Below are 21,415 nucleotides of genomic sequence, written 5' to 3' on the forward strand. Positions count from 1 at the left end.
GGATAAAATTTCTTGTGTAGAATATGATGCGAAAAATAAGTCTGGAATCCGAGGCGTGAGTTAGCGTGAAAATCAAGAATTCCTTAAAGCTGTATTTCCTAGCTCTTTTGTGTTTCCTTCCGTTGGTTTTCTTAGGTTGTTCTAGAGAAAAGAAAGAATTATTAGTAGGAAGAGATACGACTTGGTTCCCTAAACAATTTGGCATTTACACGGCAAATATCAACGGTTTCTTAAATGATCTTGTATCCGAGATCAATTACCGTGAGAACCTGAATATTAATGTTATCAATCAAGATTGGATTCATCTTTTTGAAAACCTTGATGACGAAAAGACTGCCGGAGCTTTCACATCGATACTACCGACAGCAGAGATGCTGGATCATTACCAATTTTCTGAACCCATACTGCTGACAGGTCCGGTACTTGTTGTCGCTGAAGGCTCTCCCTACACATCCATCCAGGATCTGCGTGGCAAACTGATTGGCGTGTATAAATTTGATGCCTCCATACTTGTCGGCCAAGATATCCCTGATGCAGTTTTGACTCCTTATCAACACGTCCCCATAGCTTTAGAAGCTTTATCTTCCGGATGTTATGATGCTTTGCTCGCTCCAATTATAGAAGTCACAGCATTGATAGACACCGCATATAAAGGACGCTTAAAAATTATTTCCCAGCCTTTGAATCAAGACGGCCTAAGATTAGTAGTTCTTCGTGGGGAGAAGAATAACTTGTTGGAAGGTTTTAATATGGGATTAGCGAAAAGCATACGGTCGGGCAAATACCAAACCATTAAACAGCAATACCGTCTTCCTTAGGACATCAAGATTTTATTAAGCTGTGTTTCTCTACATACCGAGTACTCTGAATAATTGTTGCTAATGATTGGACCCATTGAGGAGATTGGTAAATCGCAGGGACACGTAGAGCTTGGTATTTTCTATCTATAAGAATGGCAATGTACTCTTTTTCTATTTCATAAAGAGTTTCTATATGATCTGATGTAAATCCAAAAGGCACAATAAGAACGTATTTTTTATTAGTCTTGAGTGTTTTGCAGACCTCTTTCGTTGATGGTGTTAACCACTTGCCAAGACCGAATTTAGATTGATAACACAGAAAGGTTTCTATATTGGGTAATCTTTCAGAAATGGCTGCAAAGGATTTCTCACATTGTACGTTGTACGGGTCCCCTTTATTCACATATCTCATAGGGAGGCCGTGGGCAGAAAATAATAGACAACAGTCATGAGTAGGGATATCGTGAGATTGTAAAAATTCCAGAATATGATCAATCATACATGAAATAAACTGTGGGTGATTCCCAAAATGCGCTACCCAAGAGATGTTCAGTGATGGTAGGTGGTTGTGGATAAATCGCACAATACTCCCCGTGACAGCATAAGTGAAATGTGGAAATAAAGGAACACCAACAACAGGAAGATCTCCGAGAGTTTTTAACTGTTGTATGGTCTGAGAGTGCGTGTCAGGTAAATAGCGGTGAAAGGTAATCACAGGCGCATCTAAATGCGAAGATAGAGTTTTGGCAAGAGCCTCTGTATCTTGGTATATGGGAGAATATCCACCGATACAATTGTATTGAGGGACAACCTTAGGCGCGCGTTTTTTCGCAATAAATGAAAATAACCGTTTGTGAAGGAAGGAAGGAAGGCATCCTCCGGTAACATCACGATCCGTAAGTAATGAAGTTAAAAAAACTTCAACATCATGAGAATGACGCGGACCGCCAAAATTTGCTAGTAGATAAGTTGAAACCATAACAAGCTTTATTATTTAATAATATTGGAGCTATTGCATTAAAACAATTAGTTGCATAATTTCCCATAAAATTAAGATGAGTTTGTAAAATACATGAAGTTAAATAATGCTCTCCCAACTCTAGAAGCTTTATGTAAAAAAACACACCAAAAATTACGCCAATATCTTATTCGACACAGCTTATTGTTATTTGGATGTTTATTATTAATGAGTGTGGAGTTGGGAGTCTTCCTTTATTTTTTTCTGTTTTCTGGGAAAACTATTGTTCCAGCATTTTGCTTAGCGTGTTTTTTTCTTACCCTATTTGTCTGTCTTGTTGTTCGTTTGTACATACTGTCCGGAAAACCAGATTTTTTTGAAAATCTCGCCACTGACTATTTAAGAAAGGCTCAGACTTTATTCAAGGGGAAGCAGAACATTGTGGAAGAGCAAACACATTTAGCTTCCTCAGCAACCAAGCTAGCTATAGATTTACAAAATCAAGAGTACACACTCTTGTCGAGTATGCTAAATTTTCTTCCTAAGCATGACTTCATGAGAAAATTCAGCTGTTTTTGTTTTTGGAAAGACTACTTTTTGTTCAGGGAATGCTTATTACAGAAAGCCATAGAGGCCTACATCAAAGTCGTCCAATCCATTCCTGTAGATTTAGGAGCTCATGTATCCTTAGCTGATGCTTATGTGGCGCTCTCTGGATTGTATGCAGATCCTAGAAAATACCCCGAATTTGATGTGAGTTACTGGGTACCTCCCGGAAGATATGGAGAAGATGTTCAAGCAAAATTTTTTGCAACGGCTCAGCGTGCTATAGAAGAATTTAAAATTTTAAATGAGTATGCCCCAGGAAATGCCTGGGTCCACACCCAATTGGCCTACAGTTATCATGACTTGCAAATGCCTTTGGAAGAGATTCAAGAATATGAGATGATTCTCAAGCTAAAACCCACAGACGTGGAGACAATGACTAAGCTGGGAATCCTGTATTTTCAACAGGGGATGAATGCAAAAGGCCTGCGTATATATGAAGAATTAAAGAAAAGAGATTACAAGAAATCAAGAAAGCTAATCAAATTCTATGGTATAGAATATAATAGTTATTGATTTTTGTTCTTGTCATTTATAATAGTTCTACTTGTTTATAGAGCATCTTATTTATGAAAAGTATTGATGTAAGTAATAATACAATGATACGCAGTGGTCTTTGTGATAGGATGAGTGTCTCTTGGCGTGCATGCTTTTCTGTTCGCACACGTTATGAAATCGCCAGCGCCGTGGCGATTTTCGGTCTGATATTGGCATTATGCGGATCCGGAGCAGTCTATCTTGCCTTTACGTCTTGTGCCATTTCTGAGATGTTTATTCAAGGATGTGTGTCATTGGGGTTGATGCCCATTCCTGTGGCGATATTTTCTTTACTTTTAGGTATTCTGATACTTCTTTACGGTATCTACCTATTGCCACAACAAAAAGAAGAATAGAGATACTCTTTTTTGCTTATTCCACTTGCTATAGAATAGAGTACACGTACAATCAACCGAACTTAAAATAAAGAGAATACAATGAAAAAACTCATGCTAGCCCTACTTTTACTCACTTCTTGTGCGACACCACGCGTATACAGTTTCGAAGTATCTAACGATAGAATTGCTTACGCAGACGAAGATAAAGAAGAGGGCAGCTGTACAGGGGGTTCTTGCTCTAGAGTAGAGTGTTGGGAAGACTAGAAAACTTTCCAAGATTGCCCGCTGCACGTATTTAGCGTAAAACACAGATATAAAGATCTTCTTAGCTCAAGGTTACTTTCTAAGAGGATCCTTTTTTATTACCACAGGTATAGACCCATCTATCCATGTCCATCAGACTTCTCCTCACATTCCCTAGAGATTTCGAAGATGTGAAATGATTATTGAGTTTGTACATTTTCTGACTTGCTACGCAGAGATTTCCAAAGATTGACAGTCCGCCATGCTTTTGCGGTCTATAGGTAGGAAAACCGACCTAAAAGGGCAAGAGGGGATGCATAGATACGCAGCGCACTTTTCAAGAATGCAGCCTATCTTTTCTAGAGCTATCGTGAGAAGAATGTAGTTTTTTAAATTGTTCGTTATACGTGTTCTTCGTAAAATACCTAGCGGTTTTTATATCAAGCTTACTCTCCGCCTCTGTTTTTAGTTTTCTAGATAGGGTAAGAGGGTGTTTTGTTTGGCGTATACAACAAGGAGAATAGAAATGAAAAACTTCATGTTCAGTTTTTTGTTGGCTTCTGGATGTGCTTGTGGGACCACGATGTTCTCTGATGAAGTGCAAATTTATGAGCACGCGCATTCTACAACGGAATCAGTCGAACAAGAGATTGTCTATGTACATGGTCATGGGTACTACAGGCATAAACCGCTACCTTATAGTGGATAACGAGATTGTATTTACGGTTTCACAAATGCCTTTGAAATAGCCCCTGAAAGCTTTTCCTAAGAGTCAATAAAGCTTAGGTAAAATCTCCCGGTTGCGTTTATAAGATCATGCGGAATGTATTTTGACAATAGTGAAAAGTACATCAATGTGCATCGAAGCGTCAGGGTTTTTTCATTGCGCATTATTCTGATTTTTTCATAGAATCTCTAGAAACCTTTATGCCAGTATTGACTTCCCCCATATTTTTAGTTTTTCTAGATATGGTAGGGGGATGTTTTGTTTGGCGTATACAACAAGGAGAATAGAAATGAAAAAATTAATCTTAGCGCTTCTTTTAGCTTCTTCATGTGCTTATGGAACGACTGCTTTCGCTGATGAAAATGATGAGGTAAAAGTAAGCGAGAATGGTGATCAAGATTCTGAATCTGAAAACAAAGAAAGTGAGAATCACACTGTCAAGCATCATCAGTAAGAGTTCTACTTGTGTTGATGAAACAGGGGGATGCCCCTGTTTCTCGTTGTGAACATCCTCTCAAACGACTTCGCCTAAAGTCTTTTTCACTTGCTCATATTCAATTTAAGACAACTTAATAAGTCCTTGAGCGTCCCGTTTCCGTTTAATAAGTGTCAAATTGCCTGGTATAGATTTGCAAGACTGTTTTCTACAGGTGGGTAGCCCTTGATGGGGATCTCAACCCTATTCTCACCCTATGCATATCCTACTGCCCCCTTAGGTCACGAAAAATAGAATAAATTCACATCCACAATCCGTTTTATTTTAAAATTTTTAAAAGAGGAATAGGATCTCATAGTCTATTACGCATCTGGTTTCCATATGTATTAAATTATTGCATTAATAAAGAAGATTATTTACAACCTTTTCAAAAAGATCGTTCATTTTGTTTAAGATCAGATAAAGTAATATGTTTAGGTTTTTTATTTGATGCATGTTTAATATCGGAAACTTTAATTTGTAAAACCTAATTGGGAATGTATTTTAAACTTTGAAGAAGGAAAGATAGAAAGTCAGTAAACGGTAACGTATTTTGTGCCTAATGTGTACTGCACCACACTTTTGCTCCATCCTGATGGCCATGTGATGCATAGATTATAAGAAAAATTTTACTAGATTTTTGTGATAGTATCCAAGGCAACGCAATGGTATGGATCTAGAAAAAGAAAGAGTTTTGATAAGTAAATCTTGGGTGCTTTTTACGTTTTTTAAAGAAAGTAAATAATTTTTTTGTTGTTTTGATAGAGCTTGTTATCTCAAAAATTTTAGCTGATTTTGTTAGAGTTTGCTACAATAGCCGGGTGATGGAGTCTTGAAAAGCTTAAAGGCTGAAAGACATGTTTTTCAGGAACTGTCAGAGTGCTGTAGTCTTTGGCAGAGGATCTGTTTTATATGAATAAACGGTGTGTAATAGACAAAATTTTAAAGTGTGTAGTCGTTGGCTCTTTGGTTTTGTTATACTGGTCGTCTGATTTGCTTGAAAAAGACATCAAGTTAATCAAAATGAATGTTCGAGATGTACAAGAAGACATCCAAGAATTACTCAGCATCGTGAAGCAAAATCATGCTACGCGATCTCTAAATCCATCATGTTCTTCTTCCTTATCAGCAACTACGTGTTCTGCTTTTGTAGAAGTCGGAGATCCGCGTTATCCTAATCTACTTTCTCCAGACCCTTACATGGAAACAACTTTAACGGAACTTATCGGAGAGGATTTTGTTCCTAAAGGCGTTTTACGTACCGCTCATGTGGGGAAACCAGACAATTTGAGCCCTTTTAACGGGTATGATTATGTCGTAAAAATGTATGATTTGTGTGTTCCTGGGTTAGCCAATACTCATGTAGGGAAACACGAAGAATTTGCCCCCGGTCTGGCCTTAAAAATAGAAGAACGCATGGCCTCAGACGACTCTGGTGATCGTGAGTTTCATATTTATTTACGTCCTAATGTATTTTGGGTCCCCGTTGATCCCTTGCGTTTCCCTAAACATGTACAGCTAGCCGAGCATTTTATGCAGCCACATCCTGTCACGGCTTATGATTTCAAATTTTATTACGATGCCGTGATGAACCCGTATATTGCAGAGATGCGCGCCGTAGCTTTGCGTTCATACCTCGAAGATATCGTCTCTATCCAAGTAGAAAATGATTTAAAATTTATAGTGCGCTGGAAAGCTCATACTCTTGTAAATGAAGAGGGCAAAGAGGAGAAGAAAGTGCTCTACTCCGCTTTCTTTAATACTTTATCTTTGAAACCCCTTCCACGTTTCGTTTATCAGTATTTTGCTAATGGAGAAAAGATCATTAAAAATGACTCTGATCCTGACACCTATCGTAAAGATTCGGTATGGGCGCAAAACTTCTCCTCACACTGGTCTATGAACTATATTGTGAGCTGCGGCGCATTTTATTTTTCTGGAATGGATGATGAAAAACTGATCTTCACGAGGAATCCTCACCACTATAACCCTAAAGAAGCTCTAATTGAGAAGCGTTATGTTTATATTAAAGATAACTCAGACTCACTATTTCAGGACTTCAAATCAGGGAAACTAGACTTGGCTTATTTACCACCAAATCACGTGGATAATCTCGTGAGTTTCATGAAAACTCCGGCCTATAAAAATCAAGCTTCCCGAGGCGAAGCTATTCGTGAGATGATCTACCCAGATCGTTCGTACGCGTACATTGGTTGGAATTGTTACTCATTATTTTTTGAGAACCGTCAAGTGCGACGCGCTATGAATATGCTCATAGATCGTGATAGGATTATAGAAGAGTGTTTAGATGGTCGTGCGCACGTCATTAGCGGGCCCTTCTCGCCTTTTTCTCCTGCCTATAATCAAAAGATCGAAGGCTGGCATTATTCTCCAGAAGAGGCTGCGCGTATTTTAGAAGAAGAGGGATGGATAGATGTTGACGGCGATGGTATCCGAGAAAAAGTCATAGATGGCGTGGTGATTCCTTTTCGTTTCCGCCTTTGTTACTATGTCAAAAGTGTCACCGGCCGTACGATTGCAGAATATGTAGCTACCGTGTGTAAAGAGATAGGTATTGAGTGTAGTTTATTAGGATTAGATACCGCTGACCTATCCCAAGCATTTGAAGAAAAGAATTTCGATGCTTTGCTTACAGGCTGGTGTCTAGGATCGCCTCCCGAGGATCCTCGAGCCCTTTGGCATTCGGAAGGGGCAATGGAAAAAGGCTCAGCTAATGTCGTTGGTTTCCATAATCCCGAAGCTGATAAAATTATAGATCAACTTAGCTATGAATATGACGCCAATAAACGCGTAGATCTATACCATCGTTTTCATGAAGTTATTCATGAAGAATCTCCTTATGCTTTCTTGTACTCCCGTACTTTTTCTTTACTCTATAAAGATTACGTGAAAAACGTCTTTGTCCCCAAACAGAGAACAGATTTAATTCCTGACGCTCAAGACGAAATGGTGAATCTTCATATGGTTTGGTTAGACAGGAAGGAGGAAGAGTGCTTAAGTATATCTTAAAACGTCTGATATTAATTCCTCTGACGCTGTTTGCCATTATTTCCATTAATTTCATTATATTGAACGCAGCTCCAGGAGATGTTATCGAAGAGCAATCCGTGGATGCCTTTGGAGATCCAGGGAAGTCGGATAAGATCCGTACATACAAAGGTCCTGATCGCTATTTACAGTTTCGCGAGCATTATGGCTTAACTCTACCCATTTTTTTTAATACGCGTCCTGCAATTTCACACGCTAAAGTCAAGAGCGGGATAGAAGAAATCGTCGATTGCTTCATCAAGAAGCAATCTTTTTCTAAATTAAAGATTTATTGGGGTGATAGGGCAAAATTTCTTCTGCCCGTATTATTATTTGAAGCTAACGACAATACAAAAACACCTTCCTATCGTCATGTTGCCGCAGACTTATTCATTCGTGGAGCTATCCGTCAGGGAATAGTTGGCTCAGGCCTATCCCCAGAACAATATGCGTATAATGAAAGAGTTTCCAAAAGCAATGCTATGCTTGTGAAGCTTCTTTCTGAAGAAGATATTGGGATTAAGGTAGATTCTTTAAAGGAATGGTTTCGTCAGGAAGGAGGTATGGAAGCCTTTCCCTATAGACACTTTTCTTGGAAGACCTTTTTTTTAGAAACACGTTTTGCTCGCTATATGTCGCGTGTTTTACGTTTGGATTTCGGAACCTTACGTAATGATCCACATAAAACGGTAGTTTCTGAAGTGGTTAAACGTTTGCGTTCTTCGTTAACGCTATCAGTTTTCCCTATGATCCTAGTGTTTATCTTATGTCAAGTATTTGGCATGCTTATGGCGTTAAATAGAAACCGTTGGATCGATCATACACTGAATTTTATCTTCCTGTTTCTATTCTCTGTTCCTGTCTTTGTGGCTGTTCCTTGGATTATTGATAATTTCGTAATTAATAAAACCATCCCATTTACCTCTATTCCTATGCCATACAGCGGCTTACAATCCTCTCCGGAAATTTTCAATCAGTTGAGTTCTTGGGGGAAGATTTTAGATACCTTAGCTCATAGCTTTCTTCCTTTTTGTGCTGTAAGTTATGGGGCATTTGCTTCTCAGTCACGGTTAAGTAGATCGGTCTTTTTAGAAATCCTAGGAGAAGACTATATTTGTGCCGCACGAGCTCGTGGTGTGTCTCGTTATGATATTCTTGTCAAGCACGTAGGGAAGAACGCAGCTTCTTCCTTGATTACTTCACTAGCTTCGTCTTTAGGCGCTATATTGGGAGGGGCTTTAGTTGTAGAAACCCTGTTTGATATCGATGGGTTTGGGAGATTTTTCTATCAGGCCATTTTAAATCGAGATCATAATGTGGTGTTGTTTTCTGTCCTCGTTGGATCCGCTCTATCCCTATTAGGTTATTTAATAGGGGATATTTGCTACGTGCTATTAGATCCGAGGGTACAACTAGGAGGTAAGAGGGTTTAAAATGGAATCCCCGACTTCTTTTTATCGCCGATTCTTTCAGGCATACCATAAGAATTTCCTTGCCTCTCTGTCATGGAAGTTTGTTATCGCATTAGTACTTCTAGGTGTATATGCACCTCTATTTGCGAGTAGTAAACCTATTGTAGTTCAATGGGAGGGGTCTCTATATTTCCCTTTATTTAGATATTTATGGTTCTCAGGTTTTTATACTAAGGCTATAGATCTGTTTTTTAATGTTTTGATGGCAACTCTGCCGTTGTTCTTTATAGCTTGCAAGCTCTTTAAGAGAAGAGCTCGTAGGGCTCTTCTTGGGATTTTAACTCTTGCTCAAGTATTAGGATTTATCTTTGTATACCAAGGGAATATCCAAGATCCCGCTGGAGATGAAAATCTGAAAAAATTGCGAGCAGAGAAAATCCTTTCGCAAATTGCCAATAGCAGAACAGAAAATATCGTTTTACTTCCTAAAGATGTGCGTACTTGGGAATTAGAAAAGACATACATGAGTAAGTACGAGCAGTTGGGAATTTTGATAAAGTCAAAATACCGTAAATTACAGCACGAGAAATTACAGAAGTATTGTGTGGCGTATGAGGGGTACAAAGGTTCACCAATGCCCACGCTGTACTACTCACAGATGAAAAATGAGCAGGTATGTTTGGAGCGTTTACAACAAAGACTAGACAAGTTGCACGCTTCTTACGAATCAGCATTACAAACTTGGTATAAGGCAATAGATGAGTACCGTCCTTTTCTTATGGCGCTCACTCGAGTCGAACATGATTTGAACCTAGCTTTATATAATAAAGATCATAATGAGAGATTACGTTCAGCGTATTCTTCGATAGAAGAAGAAGCGGAACCTTTCCGTAAGCACCTATTAAGTACACGCCGGGTTCTTGAGGAATACAATAAAATCCATAGCGCGATTAACTTTATTCAAGATAAACGTGCGTGGATTAACGAAGAATCTGAAAAACTTCGCATTCTTATCAACCCGTTGCTGAGTTCTTTCCATTGGGAAGATGATGCGGGAGGTTCTCATGAGATGAATAAGTACATACGTTGGTGGCAGCGCACACGAATTAATCGCAAAGATCTTTTAGCCTCTTTAATTTTCGGGATTCGTATTGCTATAGTTGTCGGAGGGATCTCCGTTGCCATTGCTTTGTTTATTGGTACGGTTATTGGTTTAGTTTCTGGGTATTTTGGCGGAACTACGGATATGGTTCTTTCTAGATTTACTGAGATTTGGGAAACCATGCCCATGTTGTTTATTTTGATGCTCGTGGTGTCTATAACGCAGAAAAAATCCTTATTTTTAGATACAATCTTACTTGGATGTTTCGGTTGGACAGGATTTAGCAGATACATCAGAATAGAAACCTTAAAACAACGCAATATGTCCTATGTGTTAGCGGCGACAAATATGTGTTACAGCCATTATCACATTATGGTACATCAGATACTTCCTAATGCGATTGTCCCGGTGATTTCCCTACTGCCGTTTTCTATGATGGCAATGATTAGCTGTGAGGCGGGGTTAACATTTTTAGGTCTCGGAGAGGAAAGCTCTGTGTCTTGGGGAAATCTTATGAAAGAAGGAGTGACAGCTTTTCCTTCGGAAAGTTGTATTCTTTGGCCTCCTGCCATTATGCTGACCGCTTTGCTTATTGCTATAGCATTGATAGGAGATGGTATTCGAGACGCTCTAGATCCTAAATTACAAGACTAACTTATAGACCCCTCAAAATTGAGGAGGATATCTTGGATCTGTTTTCCTGCACAGTAATGGCGTTCGCCATGACTTCCTATGACTCTGTGGCAGGGGAAAAACAAAAGAAAAGGATTCTGCTTACACACTGCTCCTACTGTACGAGGGTGAGTGTCTGTTGCTTGAGCAATATCTCCATAGGTGTGCGTTTGCCCGAAAGGAATCGTAGCCACACAGTTGAGTATCATTTCTTGTTGTTTCTTTAGAATCGATGTATTGATGTAAGAAGAACGTGGCATGTCTATTTTCTGAGAGTATTTCGCACATAGTAAAACGATTTCTTCCATAGCTTTATGAGAGCCGGGACCTAAAAATAAACAAGAAAATACCGGAGATACCGATAACTCAGTTTTTACAACGGCATTGTTTTGAAAATGAACGATGACTTGTAAGGGAGGATATTTGGCTATCTGCAAGCCTTGAGAACAGGCTTGCGATAGAGAAAATTTAGAATCGTCAGAAACTAAGTAAAGATTTTCGGACATGGAAAACTACATTATCCCGCATTATTGAGTCTCTCGAATTTTGTTTTTGAGACTAGGCGTCCACGATGATACCATTCACATTTATACACGCCGGCAGCGTAGATTTTCCTCATACCATGAGGCAAGTTATTTCTCCAAGATACTTCTTCCGCTATGACTTCTTCTTCGTTATAGCGTAATTCACATCCTTCCTTAGCTCCTTTTACAAAAGGAATCTCTGCAGCTTTACAACCGTTTTTAAACACTGTTGTTGTTCCGTCTTGGTAGCCATAGCGCCACTCTTCAATAGTGTTCGGGATCCCCCCAGGAAGATAAGTTAAACGTAAACCATGAGGCTGGCCATTCACATAATGGGTAATCGTTTCCGGATCTCTGGTAGCATAAAAGGTGGTTCTTTTTACCATCACCCCATCGTTGAATATTTCTTCGTAAAGCAGCACATTATTTGGAGAGAAGTTCGAACGAACGCCTTCTCCATTCCGGATAGTGGAGGTGTATTTCCCGTTAAAAGAAGAATAGCTGCCTTCAATTACCCGTCCTTGATAGGTAGTTTCAATAAAATACGGTTCTGTGATGGTGTCGTTACTTTTATTATCCGGCCAGCGAGTCACAGTAAGAGATCCATCTTCTTGGAAGACTTCTTCTTGAGATGGGAGACCATTAGAAAAGAATGTTTTATGAGAAACAAGCCTTCCCTGGTCATAGGTTTTGATTACCGATAGCGTTGTAGAATGGGGGAAGGTGAGTGTGATCTCGCCATGAAGAAGACCTTGAACGTAAGTTTCATAAAGAGTCGATCCATCTTTTAAAACTTTAGTGATTGTTCCATCACAGCCCCGCTTCACCCAATCTCTTCCTGATACGATAATTCCGTAATTATTTCGGAAAGTCTCCTTCATCACCGAAGGATCTTGTTTTAGAGTAGACCCATAGGTAAAGCATGAAAAAGAGAGTGCGCAAATGCAAAAAAGCAGCTGTTTCATGAATCGATTGTTCCTTTTGTATCGTCTAGTTGCTCATTAAGCATAGCAAGTAAACGCTCATGTTCTTCTTCTATTTCTTGATTAGATAATGTTCTTTCCTTGTTTTGGAATACAAGACGTAGGGAAACATTTTTATTTTGTGCGGTAGGGTTCTTATTTTGGTATATACTGATAATGGAAACATTTTCAAGCCATTTAGAAGGGAAACTTAAAAGTTTCTTCCGTAATGCATCTGCTGGGACAGACTCATCAACGGTCAGTGTGATATCCCTGAATGAAGAAGGATAAATAGGGTACGGCTGGTAGCGAGCTATGGCTTTCTTTTGTGTATGTAAAAGAGAGTCCACCGAGAGCTCTGCAAAGAATACAGGATGCTTGATGTGAGCTTTTTTACATAGCTGAGGATGTAATGTCCCAAAGCGTCCTAACAGATGCTTGTGAAGATAGAGATCCGCTTGCTGATAGGGATGAAAACTCGGATGTTCACTAGGACGAATTGTGTAAGTCTTCGAAGAAATATAGAAATGGCGGAATAATCTCTCTAGCCATCCTTTTATTGAATAGAAAGACAAAACACGCTCGTGAAATACCCAAGAGAGTTCTTCTGCTTCCCCTGATAGGATGATGCCTAAACTTTGCGTTTCTTGATATTGGGCATTTTTCTTAGTGTAAATCGTCCCTAACTCAAAAGCATGTACGTAGGGAGCTTGTCTATTTAAATTTGTTGCCGTACTTTTTAATAGTCCAGGCAGCAAAGAATCTCGTAGTACAGTAGCGTGTTTAGAGCCTTGCAGTGCAATATAATCCGTTTCTTGCCTATGTAAGGCTGCAGTCTCCATATCCAAAAGGTCGCAGGTGAAAAATTGTTGCAACCCAGATTGTGCTAAGAAGTCGACAATTTCTCGTTTAAACGCATATAGAGGGCTATAAGTGGCAGGAGCTTTTTTCTTCTCTATTTTCCATGGCTGCGTTCTGCACATCTCTTCAACAAGATCGATTTCCTCACGGATGTCATGACGATACGCAGGCACCTGCACAGAGAGGCTCCCTTGGTCTTGGGGAGTCACAGTAAAGCCTAAAGAGGCAAGTTCTTCATGTACTTGAGAATGACTAAGAGGGACTCCAAGCACGCGTTCTACCATTTCCGTGCGTAAGGTTAGAGTAGGAGATGGTGGTATAGAACCTAAAACATGAATAGGAGCAACCTTAGCCTTGGGGAAAAGCTTTTGTATGTAGTGGATGGCCGCGTAGAGAGAAGGCAAAACATGATCCGGATCGGTACCTCGTGTAAAGCGGTAGGCAGCTTCAGAATGCAGGGGAATACGCATTTGAGAGGCACGGATAGCCTTGGGAAGAAAATACGCAGCTTCTAAAATAATGTCTGTAGTTGTTTCGTTGAAGGAAGAATCCCCACTTCCCATGACACCTGCTAAACCTACAGTATGGTTTTTATCACAGATAATCGCTGTTCCTTGTGGGATCAGAACCTCTTCATTATTTAAGAGTTTTAGACCGTGTTGTTCTTGTGCTTTTTCAGCATGTAAGGAGTCGATATCTACAGTTTTTGCGTCGTAGACGTGGAGAGGTTGCCCCATAGCCAACATGATGTAATTCGTGATGTCTACAATGGTATTAATAGATTTCTGTTTGAATTGGCTGAGAGCCTGTTGTAGCTCTTGAGGAGAGGTTTCCGCACATACTCCAGAAATTTTTACACAGCAGAAAAAGGGACAAATACTCGTGTCATGAGAAGGGCTGTCTTTGGTAATTATTTCTAAAGGAGAAAATGAAAACTCCTGAGGTAGAATAAGGTCGACATGGGTGACATGCGCAATTTCTCTAGCAAGACCTAAAAGGGAGGCGCAGTGGCCAAGATTCGGAGTCAGAGAGAATTCAATCCATGTATCGGCAAGTAAGGCACAGGCACTTTCTCCTAAGGGAGTGTTTGCAGGAAATTCAAATAATCCCCTTTCTGTTTTTTGGAGATGAGAAAATCCTAATTCATCAGCGCCACAGCACATACCTTGGGATTCTATGCCACGCAATTTAGATTTTTTTATTGTATAAGGATTCCCTTCGTGATCGTGGAGTTTTGCTCCTGGAAGAGCTAAAGGAACTATGATATCAGGACGACAATTCGGAGCTCCACAGACGACTTGATGTTCTTGCTTTCCGTCAAAAAGGGTAGCCACTACGAGTTTATCCGCATTAGGATGGGGGAGAGTTTGTATAATCTTTGCTGTGATAATGGAAGAGAATGAGCTACTGAGAAGTGTTTCTATTTCAGTTTCGATACCTATATGATCACAAGCTTCTATAATTTGTTTGATAGACAGGGGAGAAGAAAAAAATCTTTGTAATGAGGATAAAGAAACGCGCATGAATAGTAAAGGTGAGACATTTTTGTGACAGATTTTACGAGGAGGAGTGTATAGTGGCAAGTATTTTAATGCTTAGAGAGGGGCTCGGCTTTCAGAGGTGATCTTTAATGACTTGGCGAAAAACGATTCGGTGGCTGAAGCAAGCTTTAGTTTTAAGCGCAGTATTAAATATTGTTTTTTTACTTTTGTTTTACTCAACTATTTTCAGAAAGGACATTTATAAACTGCGGTTATTTTCAGGTCCTTTAGTAGCTAAGAACTGTCGAGTACAAAAAATCCCTGAAGATTTTTTGGAGAGGCTATCTGAAGCGTCTCTTGAGGAATTGTATCGCTTGTTGGATGAGGATCATTTGCTCTATGGGAGACCATTAAAGTTGTGGGCGTTGAGTGTCGCTATTCATGCTTATGATGTCGATGTGGGAGGAGCTCTTTCTCATCCTTTGACATTCACTCAGTTGCGTAGTCAGGGGAAAACATGGTTGCTTCCGAATATTGATGAGAAAGAGTACGGTTTAGTACGACGTTACTTATCGCGCGAGCGCTATCCTTTCACTACACGAGGGTTGTTTAGGGCGATTTCTACACATTTAGAGCAGGGGGCCGTTGACGAAGATTGTTTGTACCATTTTTGTCATACCCCAGAATTTCTGTATTTTCGCACATTACTTTGTGGTGCTGAAGAGCGTGTATCTTCCGTGGCTTCCTTAGCAAGAATGGTTATACATAATGGGGAGGCGATGTTTTTTTCCTTATGTAATGAGAATCATCGAGCAACAGCCATTTCCCCTGAACAACGACAAAAAGTTTTATTGACCTATACAAGTGTCGGCGAACCTCTAGCAGCTTTATTGCTTCTGGTTTATGATGCAGATTGGGTGTTGCATACATTTACAGATGAGGATTTGAAAACCTTTGTTGCTCTTCTCCCTAAGGAATCTCCTTATACTCAGGATTTTATTCATCGGATTGTCGAGACACCGCGTTCTTTTATTGTTGAAGCCGAGAAGGCTGAGGCGTGCGTGACAGAGGAACCTATTGTTTACGAAGACTATGTTGTAAAAGAGGGGGATTCTTTATGGTTAATCGCACGCCGTTTTGGCGTAACTATTGAAGACATCATGCGTGTGAATCACCTGAGTCATCATCGTTTGTTACCTGGGAAACATCTAAAGCTTCCTCCAAAGTCGTCATAGGGACGAGATCGATTCCCCCTGGGTGCCAAGGCCCACATTTTCCTATTCTTTTTATTGTCAACCAGAGCCCTCGAATACACTTATGATGTTTTAACGCCTGTAAAGCGTACTGCGAACAGGAGGGAAAAAACCTACAAGGGCTTCCTAATAGAGGAGAAATTGTCCATCTGTAAAGATGGATGAGACCACAGCAGAGGTGAGTGGGTAGGTTGTATAGCAGTTGTTTAAATGACATTGAATACGTCTTTCAGTAAAGCTACAGAAACTTCTAGCATAATTAGCCAAATGATCGTCCACTCTAGTGAGGAGGAATGTTGGTGATTGAGTTGGTCATTTAAGATTTCGAGGACATCTCCAAGAATGGTTAATCTATGATTGAGAACATTGATTCTTGCGTTAATATCTAAGCAGTTAAGAACGTCAATATAGATGGGTTGTGTTTCTGGATGCTCCCAGAAAAAGTCGGGTTCATCAAGAATATCCGAATGGAGATTGACAGAGGCTTTGTCTAAAAAAAGTTTGCCTATTTTTTTGGCAATAGCCTTCCTTGGCATAGAAATTTTCCCTTTTGTGGCTAGATCTTGGGGAAGGCGTTTAGAATCCTCTATAGTTTTATAGATGGTCGCTTCAAATATCGTCAGTTTTACTGACTGAGCAAGACCAAAAGATATGGCTAATTTTGTATTGAGTTGCGAATCTGCTAGGATGAGTCTATCTCTACGTATTTGCAATTTTTCCCCATAATGAAAGTTGTAGCAGTCTATTTCTGGTTGGGGGAGGATCTCGGGAGAAGCTGTAACAATAGATTGAAGAATTTTAATTTCTTCGGATTCCTCCCAACCCCAGAAAACAGCCACACCAAAAGGGAAAAATACAGCAATTTTGTCACATTCTTCAGGATTTTCGGAAGATACTAAAACATACTCTCTAGATAAAACCGTAGGGAAGCGAGTTTTCAGTAAATGAAAGAGCACGTGTAAATTATAAGACGAAGCTGTGCAATGGGCAGTACAACGCATGATTCCTAAAAGTTGTTGTTCAAGCTTCCTCTAATGTACTGCATTTTTACTCAGTCGGAAACATTTTTTTTCTTGAGGTAAAGGGGATCCCCTCGTTAAGCTATCTTTTTTTGCGGAAGTGGCGGAATTGGTATACGCACTATCTTGAGGTGGTAGTGGAGCTTTCCTTAGGGGTTCGAGTCCCCTCTTTCGCAATGGAAGTGGCGAATAGGACTCTTCTCCTTGATTTCTTTATCTTGAATTTTCATAGTGAGTATAGTTTCGATTTTGGGGTATAAACCTTGCGGTTTCTTTCTATTTTTCTATTTGTATTTTCGTTTATCACCTCATGCAGTCTCCCCGTTTGTTCCGAGCATTACATCTCTGAAGATGAAAAATTTCATATAGATCGGTTTAATTTTTCTGGAGAGTTTCCGGATATGGAAACTATGGAAATTCATGCGCAACGTAAGAAGCGTGTGCATTTTGATGTGTCTGGAGATTTCCCAAAATTAGAATCTATTGTTTATAACGGGTCCTTTGGATTTTTAAGAGCCAAGTTAACAGGGAGATATCCCAAGTTAACCTCTTTAATGATCTCTTGCTCCTCATGTAAAATGGACTTGGATTTTCGTGGTAAATGGGAGAGAAACGCGACTATCTCCTTGAGTAATGAAGTAGAACCCCTCACGTTGACTTTACCGAAGAATGTCGGTGTGATTGTTCATACCAAAGTGTCTACAAAAGGAAAGGTGGTGTTGGAAGGGGATTTCGAGAAACGTGGTCGAGGAATTTGGAGAAAAACCTATCATAATTCTTTAGTGGGCATTGCTCCTGTGACCCTAGTCTTTGAAGTGCAGAGTAGTTCAGGCGGAACCATTACTCTGCGGTAATTTCTTATGTTTATCTTCATGAAAAACACTATCAAACATGAGGGTAATCTTTTCTGAAAATTCCAAATGGAAATTTGATAGATGTAGAAGATCTTGAAATCTCTTTGCATGCACGAGTGCGTGAAGGATTTTCTCTTCTTCGTTTTCTATCATCACAGCAGATTCTGGGCTGTGTTCTATGCAGAATTTCCTCCCTTTATGACGATAAAAAGATGCAGACAGAATAGTTTTTTTACATGCTGCACATGTTGTTGAGAGATCGAGGATGCCTTCATATTGTAAAAGTTTGAGTAGGAAAGTCGCTGCAAACATTTCGGGATTTTTACTTTCCGGTAAGCGATGGAGAAAATTTAAAAAAAGAGAAAAAAGTTCTTGAGAGGGTTTTTCTTGCCACTGTGATCCTAAAATACTTTGTGTCATTTTCCCTGCAGCTTGTAGTAGGGGAAGTTCAGATTTGATTGTTGTAAAGGTATTTTTTACTTCCGCAAAGAGTAGTTTGCGCATTTTTGGCGGAGAATGATCAAGGTTGTAGACCCCTAAGGAAAGCGGAATGAGAGCCTCTCGAAAATCATAGTATAAAGATTGCCCTTGCTTTGCAAAAAATGTAAGAAGTCCTAGGGGGGAAAATATTGTAGTTATGCAATGGTGTTTCCCTTGAGGAAGAGTTTTGAGAGTAATTGCCGGTGTCAGGGTATGCATATCTTTAGTTTATAGGTTGTACAGAGTTTAGCGTCAGATAGTAGGAGATCAGTTGGGAATAGCACGGTAGTCCTGGATAAAAATCTAAAGTGTGTGTCTTGGGATTGAGAAATCCTGTTTGTTGTTTTTTGTAGCAAACAACAGAGATGCATGGAGATCCGATAATATAGTTGTAGCTTAATAATTGGTTGAGTGTTTGTTGGTTAATTACTCGTGCTTTACATTCAATCAACAGCAGGGGGCGAGGCTCTCCTAAGTTGTAGGTTTTCCCCTCGGCATCCGTATATGTTGCTGGTGTGATCACCAAGAGATCGGGACGACGTCGAGGCAAGCGTATCTCCTTACGAGAAAGAAGAGGAAATAAAGTCTTCAGACCTTTTTCGACAATAATTAGGGACGGCGGGTAGTGCAATTCCTCAACGAGACAAGTAATGAGCTCTTGACGTACCTTTTCTTCAGGTGTCGATGCCAAGATTTTATACCGTATCGGGTCAAAGATGGTGAGAGAATCTGTGTTCGTCGTGACCTGATCATTAAAAGATGTGGAATCCTGGTGCGATAATTGGTTCGATGAGGACATAATTGTCATCGTTTTGTTTGTGGATTAACTGAATCTTATGCTCTTTTTCGTTTAGGAAGACTAGCACTTTATTGTGGGAAGCTTCGAATTTCTTAATCGCCTCATCTTCAGAAAGAATAGGGAGATGAATTTTCTTTCTAGAGAGAACTTTTTTTGCCGATCCGGGAATATAACCATAATATTTTAGAGAGTCCCAGGCATCCATAGTTTCCAAAGGTAATAGATCATCATAGAGATGAATATCCTCTTCAAGCTCAAGGATTTGCTCTTCTTTTTTAGATAGGCCTTTATCGTGTTTCTTCTTGTCTTGGCGGATTTTCTGGTGTTTATTTGCTAACGTACGGATTTTTTTGAAAGCGGCAATGACTGCACTATAGGAATTGTTATGTTGTGTTTTTACCTGGAATGTCTCTTTCCTTCCCATAGCGGTAAGATGTACTTCCGTCCCTTGTTTTTCTTTATGAGAGGTTAACACTATGTGAATCGCGTCTAGTGGAGGTAGCTGACTACTCTTTTCAATGATGAGCTGGCGTAGTGGTTGAGATACGTGAAAGGACTTGCCTGTAATTTCTAGGTTGGCAACCTCATGTTTTGGAGCTTTTTTTCGTTGGGTTGCTCGACGCTGAGGGGTGTGCATGCCGTCTCCTTATGGTGGAAAGATTGATACAACATATGGAGATGAAAAATCAGAAAAAGAAAAAGAGTTTCTCCTATCTGTTATTATAAGAGGGCAAACCTTTATTCTAAAAACTTTTAACGCACCGAAGAGGGCTCGAACCTCTAACCACCTGGTCCGAAGCCAGGTACTCTATCCAATTGAGCTATCGGTGCCTAAGACTCCCTGACGTGCGGGATCGGAGACCTTTGAGGTTGGAGAGCTTAGCAGAAGTTCCTCAGAAACTCAAGAAAAACTCCCCAGGACAGCGTTCCCTATTGTTAGGATAGAGCGAGCATAGTCTCCGTCAGGTAGGTGGGACTTTCTAGGATGACCGCCCTCTCCAATACATTGGAGAGTTCGCGGATATTCCCGGGCCAAGGATAGTCGAGAAGAGCAGATTTGGCGCTTTCCGAAAGTGTTTTCATTGGTTTATTATTTAACCTACAGAATTTCTCTAGGAAGTACTGTGATAAAGGAAGAATATCATCTTTTCTTTCTCTTAGGGGAGGGAGGTACAGGGGAATCACGTTAAGACGATAAAACAAATCTTGTCGGAAAATTTTTTGATCTACAGCTTCTTTAAGGTTGCGATTAGATGTAGCAAGGATACGCACATCTACCGATAAGGTTTTCGTCCCTCCAAGGTGTTCAAATTCTTTCTCTTGAATCGCTCTGAGTAGCTTGGCTTGAAGATTGATAGGCACTTCCGTGATCTCATCTAGTAAAAGGGTCCCGGTGTGTGCGAGCTCAAAACGCCCTGCCTTTTTTCCTGTGGCTCCTGTAAAAGCGCCTTTTTCATGACCAAAAAACTCGGATTCTAACAAGGTTTCCGGAATGGCGGCGCAATTCACCTTGATGTAGGGGCAGGAAGCTCTAGGGGAATTTCTATGAATAAAAAACGAAAGGACTTCTTTCCCGCAGCCAGATTCGCCATGAATAAAAATGTTGGCAGAGCTATCCGCGGCTTTTCTTGCTTTAGATAGTAAATCCTTCATTGCGGGGCTCTCGGCGATTAGAGGATGAGATTCTGAGGAAATTTGCGATTTTAGCAAAAGATTCTCGTTTACAAGGTTTTGTAACTCCTCAGCCTTGGCTATGAAAGCAAACAAGGCTTCCGATGAGAAAGGCTTTGTGAGGTAGTTAAATGCCCCATGATGCATGGCTTTTACAGCATTTTCGATTGTTCCGTATGCCGTGATCACTAGAACAGGTGTATGGGGCGCAAATTCTTTAGAGGTTTTGATGATATCCAAGCCTGTCCCATCAGGCATGTTCATATCTGAAATAATGAGGTCATACTTCTCTGTTTTGATTTTATGACAGCCTTGTTTCACGTTATCAGCAGTAAACGGAGAGAGTCCTCTGGTTAGAAGAAGCTCCGAAAGAAAGTCTCTTAACAGAGGCTCATCATCTACGATCAATACTTTTTCTATAGTCATCAGGCATTTATGAGTTTCTAAGTTAAAAATTCTTATTACCGAATTAAATAAATCTTCGTAAAGGAATATTTAACTAGTTTTATTTTTATATCTATTTCTTAGAAATAAATCTTTTTGAATTGATTTATAGTTATTTAAGGTTGTAAAATCTTTCCACTTACTTTTAA

The 21,415-nt window shown here is 39.9% G+C and carries 21 protein-coding genes and 2 tRNA genes; 12 read left to right on the top strand and 11 right to left on the bottom strand.

Annotation, left to right across the window (positions count from 1 at the left end; all coding sequences use genetic code 11):
• Positions 1–65: 65 nt before the first annotated feature.
• Positions 66–818: a transporter substrate-binding domain-containing protein gene (locus CHAB577_RS00735; protein ID WP_006343802.1), complete on the top strand. Its 753-nt coding sequence runs from the start codon at positions 66–68 to the stop codon at positions 816–818.
• A gap of 4 nt (positions 819–822) precedes the next feature.
• Here CHAB577_RS00735 and hemH read toward each other — a convergent pair whose 3' ends face one another.
• A complete protein-coding gene (gene hemH, locus CHAB577_RS00740) occupies positions 823–1,779 on the bottom strand; it encodes a ferrochelatase (protein ID WP_011096853.1) in 957 nt (318 codons plus the stop codon).
• Between the two features lie 93 nt (positions 1,780–1,872).
• Here hemH and CHAB577_RS00745 point away from each other — a divergent pair, with 93 nt between their 5' ends.
• The 8 genes from CHAB577_RS00745 (at position 1,873) to CHAB577_RS00775 (ending at position 10,900) form a co-directional block, all read left to right on the top strand.
• Positions 1,873–2,880, top strand: coding sequence for a tetratricopeptide repeat protein (locus CHAB577_RS00745; protein WP_011096854.1), 1,008 nt, complete (start codon positions 1,873–1,875; stop codon positions 2,878–2,880).
• A 53-nt stretch (positions 2,881–2,933) separates the two neighbouring features.
• A complete protein-coding gene (locus CHAB577_RS00750) occupies positions 2,934–3,257 on the top strand; it encodes a hypothetical protein (RefSeq protein ID WP_086393198.1) in 324 nt (107 codons plus the stop codon).
• Between the two features lie 81 nt (positions 3,258–3,338).
• Positions 3,339–3,503, top strand: coding sequence for a hypothetical protein (locus CHAB577_RS05170; RefSeq protein WP_167382211.1), 165 nt, complete (start codon positions 3,339–3,341; stop codon positions 3,501–3,503).
• Positions 3,504–4,008: 505 nt separating this feature from the next.
• Complete coding sequence (locus tag CHAB577_RS00760) at positions 4,009–4,191, top strand: hypothetical protein (RefSeq protein WP_035395245.1); 183 nt, start codon at positions 4,009–4,011, stop codon at positions 4,189–4,191.
• Between the two features lie 307 nt (positions 4,192–4,498).
• Positions 4,499–4,663, top strand: a complete 165-nt coding sequence (locus tag CHAB577_RS05175; protein ID WP_167382212.1) for a hypothetical protein — start codon at positions 4,499–4,501, stop codon at positions 4,661–4,663.
• Between the two features lie 933 nt (positions 4,664–5,596).
• Entirely contained in the window at positions 5,597–7,714 is a 2,118-nt protein-coding gene (locus CHAB577_RS00765; RefSeq protein WP_011096856.1) for an ABC transporter substrate-binding protein, read from the top strand.
• Positions 7,696–9,165, top strand: a complete 1,470-nt coding sequence (locus tag CHAB577_RS00770; RefSeq protein WP_006343808.1) for an ABC transporter permease — start codon at positions 7,696–7,698, stop codon at positions 9,163–9,165. Before CHAB577_RS00765 ends, CHAB577_RS00770 begins: the two co-directional genes overlap by 19 nt.
• Before the next feature lies 1 nt (position 9,166).
• On the top strand, positions 9,167–10,900 hold the full coding sequence (locus tag CHAB577_RS00775; protein ID WP_011096857.1) for an ABC transporter permease: 1,734 nt from the start codon (positions 9,167–9,169) through the stop codon (positions 10,898–10,900).
• Here the strand turns inward: CHAB577_RS00775 and CHAB577_RS00780 are convergent.
• From CHAB577_RS00780 to pheT, 3 genes are read right to left on the bottom strand one after another with little or no spacing between them, the layout of a single operon-like run.
• A complete protein-coding gene (locus CHAB577_RS00780; RefSeq protein ID WP_006343810.1) occupies positions 10,897–11,424 on the bottom strand; it encodes an MGMT family protein in 528 nt (175 codons plus the stop codon). The two genes, CHAB577_RS00775 and CHAB577_RS00780, sit on opposite strands and share 4 nt — an antisense overlap.
• Before the next feature lie 11 nt (positions 11,425–11,435).
• Positions 11,436–12,407 (bottom strand): toxin-antitoxin system YwqK family antitoxin, encoded by a 972-nt coding sequence (locus tag CHAB577_RS00785; protein WP_011096858.1) that lies wholly within the window; start codon positions 12,405–12,407, stop codon positions 11,436–11,438.
• Positions 12,404–14,788, bottom strand: a complete 2,385-nt coding sequence (pheT, locus tag CHAB577_RS00790) for a phenylalanine--tRNA ligase subunit beta (RefSeq protein WP_011096859.1) — start codon at positions 14,786–14,788, stop codon at positions 12,404–12,406. The genes CHAB577_RS00785 and pheT overlap by 4 nt, the downstream gene beginning before the upstream one ends.
• A 107-nt stretch (positions 14,789–14,895) precedes the next feature.
• On the opposite strand from pheT, the gene CHAB577_RS00795 reads away from it, so the two are divergent.
• Entirely contained in the window at positions 14,896–15,981 is a 1,086-nt protein-coding gene (locus tag CHAB577_RS00795; protein WP_011096860.1) for a LysM peptidoglycan-binding domain-containing protein, read from the top strand.
• On the opposite strand, the gene yidD is transcribed toward CHAB577_RS00795, so the two are convergent.
• Both yidD and CHAB577_RS00805 read right to left on the bottom strand, forming a co-directional pair.
• Positions 15,905–16,216, bottom strand: a complete 312-nt coding sequence (yidD, locus tag CHAB577_RS00800) for a membrane protein insertion efficiency factor YidD (protein WP_006343814.1) — start codon at positions 16,214–16,216, stop codon at positions 15,905–15,907. The two genes, CHAB577_RS00795 and yidD, sit on opposite strands and share 77 nt — an antisense overlap.
• Positions 16,206–17,000, bottom strand: a complete 795-nt coding sequence (locus CHAB577_RS00805) for an RMD1 family protein (RefSeq protein WP_006343815.1) — start codon at positions 16,998–17,000, stop codon at positions 16,206–16,208. The genes yidD and CHAB577_RS00805 overlap by 11 nt, the downstream gene beginning before the upstream one ends.
• Positions 17,001–17,112: 112 nt before the next feature.
• Here CHAB577_RS00805 and CHAB577_RS00810 point away from each other — a divergent pair.
• Together CHAB577_RS00810 and CHAB577_RS00815 are read left to right on the top strand one after the other, a co-directional pair.
• Positions 17,113–17,194 (top strand) — tRNA-Leu (locus CHAB577_RS00810).
• 87 nt (positions 17,195–17,281) lie between these two features.
• The gene (locus CHAB577_RS00815) at positions 17,282–17,872 is read left to right on the top strand and encodes a hypothetical protein (protein ID WP_011096861.1); all 591 of its coding nucleotides are present in this window, start codon (positions 17,282–17,284) and stop codon (positions 17,870–17,872) included.
• Here the strand turns inward: CHAB577_RS00815 and recO are convergent.
• The 5 genes from recO to CHAB577_RS00840 form a co-directional block, all read right to left on the bottom strand.
• On the bottom strand, positions 17,846–18,571 hold the full coding sequence (gene recO, locus CHAB577_RS00820) for a DNA repair protein RecO (protein WP_011096862.1): 726 nt from the start codon (positions 18,569–18,571) through the stop codon (positions 17,846–17,848). The two genes, CHAB577_RS00815 and recO, sit on opposite strands and share 27 nt — an antisense overlap.
• A 4-nt stretch (positions 18,572–18,575) precedes the next feature.
• A complete protein-coding gene (locus tag CHAB577_RS00825) occupies positions 18,576–19,151 on the bottom strand; it encodes a type I restriction enzyme HsdR N-terminal domain-containing protein (protein ID WP_041461308.1) in 576 nt (191 codons plus the stop codon).
• Positions 19,105–19,788 (bottom strand): HPF/RaiA family ribosome-associated protein, encoded by a 684-nt coding sequence (locus CHAB577_RS00830; RefSeq protein ID WP_011096864.1) that lies wholly within the window; start codon positions 19,786–19,788, stop codon positions 19,105–19,107. Before CHAB577_RS00830 ends, CHAB577_RS00825 begins: the two co-directional genes overlap by 47 nt.
• Positions 19,789–19,908: 120 nt before the next feature.
• A tRNA-Arg gene (locus CHAB577_RS00835) sits at positions 19,909–19,982 on the bottom strand.
• A 105-nt stretch (positions 19,983–20,087) separates the two neighbouring features.
• On the bottom strand, positions 20,088–21,248 hold the full coding sequence (locus tag CHAB577_RS00840; RefSeq protein ID WP_086393197.1) for a sigma-54-dependent transcriptional regulator: 1,161 nt from the start codon (positions 21,246–21,248) through the stop codon (positions 20,088–20,090).
• Between the last annotated feature and the right edge of the window lie 167 nt (positions 21,249–21,415).

Origin of the sequence: Chlamydia abortus, assembly GCF_002895085.1 — a bacterium.
GTDB classification, from domain to species: domain Bacteria; phylum Chlamydiota; class Chlamydiia; order Chlamydiales; family Chlamydiaceae; genus Chlamydia; species Chlamydia abortus.

Coding starts and splice junctions, on each gene's coding strand:
- recO (WP_011096862.1), bottom strand. CDS start 18,571: ATGCATACCCTGACACCGGCAATTACTCTCAAAACTCTTCCTCAAGGG.
- CHAB577_RS00775 (WP_011096857.1), top strand. CDS start 9,167: ATGGAATCCCCGACTTCTTTTTATCGCCGATTCTTTCAGGCATACCAT.
- CHAB577_RS00830 (WP_011096864.1), bottom strand. CDS start 19,788: ATGCACACCCCTCAGCGTCGAGCAACCCAACGAAAAAAAGCTCCAAAA.
- CHAB577_RS00745 (WP_011096854.1), top strand. CDS start 1,873: ATGAAGTTAAATAATGCTCTCCCAACTCTAGAAGCTTTATGTAAAAAA.
- CHAB577_RS00780 (WP_006343810.1), bottom strand. CDS start 11,424: ATGTCCGAAAATCTTTACTTAGTTTCTGACGATTCTAAATTTTCTCTA.
- CHAB577_RS00795 (WP_011096860.1), top strand. CDS start 14,896: ATGACTTGGCGAAAAACGATTCGGTGGCTGAAGCAAGCTTTAGTTTTA.
- CHAB577_RS00750 (WP_086393198.1), top strand. CDS start 2,934: ATGAAAAGTATTGATGTAAGTAATAATACAATGATACGCAGTGGTCTT.
- CHAB577_RS00840 (WP_086393197.1), bottom strand. CDS start 21,248: ATGACTATAGAAAAAGTATTGATCGTAGATGATGAGCCTCTGTTAAGA.
- pheT (WP_011096859.1), bottom strand. CDS start 14,788: ATGCGCGTTTCTTTATCCTCATTACAAAGATTTTTTTCTTCTCCCCTG.
- yidD (WP_006343814.1), bottom strand. CDS start 16,216: ATGTCATTTAAACAACTGCTATACAACCTACCCACTCACCTCTGCTGT.
- CHAB577_RS00825 (WP_041461308.1), bottom strand. CDS start 19,151: ATGTCCTCATCGAACCAATTATCGCACCAGGATTCCACATCTTTTAAT.
- CHAB577_RS05175 (WP_167382212.1), top strand. CDS start 4,499: ATGAAAAAATTAATCTTAGCGCTTCTTTTAGCTTCTTCATGTGCTTAT.
- CHAB577_RS05170 (WP_167382211.1), top strand. CDS start 3,339: ATGAAAAAACTCATGCTAGCCCTACTTTTACTCACTTCTTGTGCGACA.
- CHAB577_RS00765 (WP_011096856.1), top strand. CDS start 5,597: ATGAATAAACGGTGTGTAATAGACAAAATTTTAAAGTGTGTAGTCGTT.
- hemH (WP_011096853.1), bottom strand. CDS start 1,779: ATGGTTTCAACTTATCTACTAGCAAATTTTGGCGGTCCGCGTCATTCT.
- CHAB577_RS00760 (WP_035395245.1), top strand. CDS start 4,009: ATGAAAAACTTCATGTTCAGTTTTTTGTTGGCTTCTGGATGTGCTTGT.
- CHAB577_RS00805 (WP_006343815.1), bottom strand. CDS start 17,000: ATGCGTTGTACTGCCCATTGCACAGCTTCGTCTTATAATTTACACGTG.
- CHAB577_RS00785 (WP_011096858.1), bottom strand. CDS start 12,407: ATGAAACAGCTGCTTTTTTGCATTTGCGCACTCTCTTTTTCATGCTTT.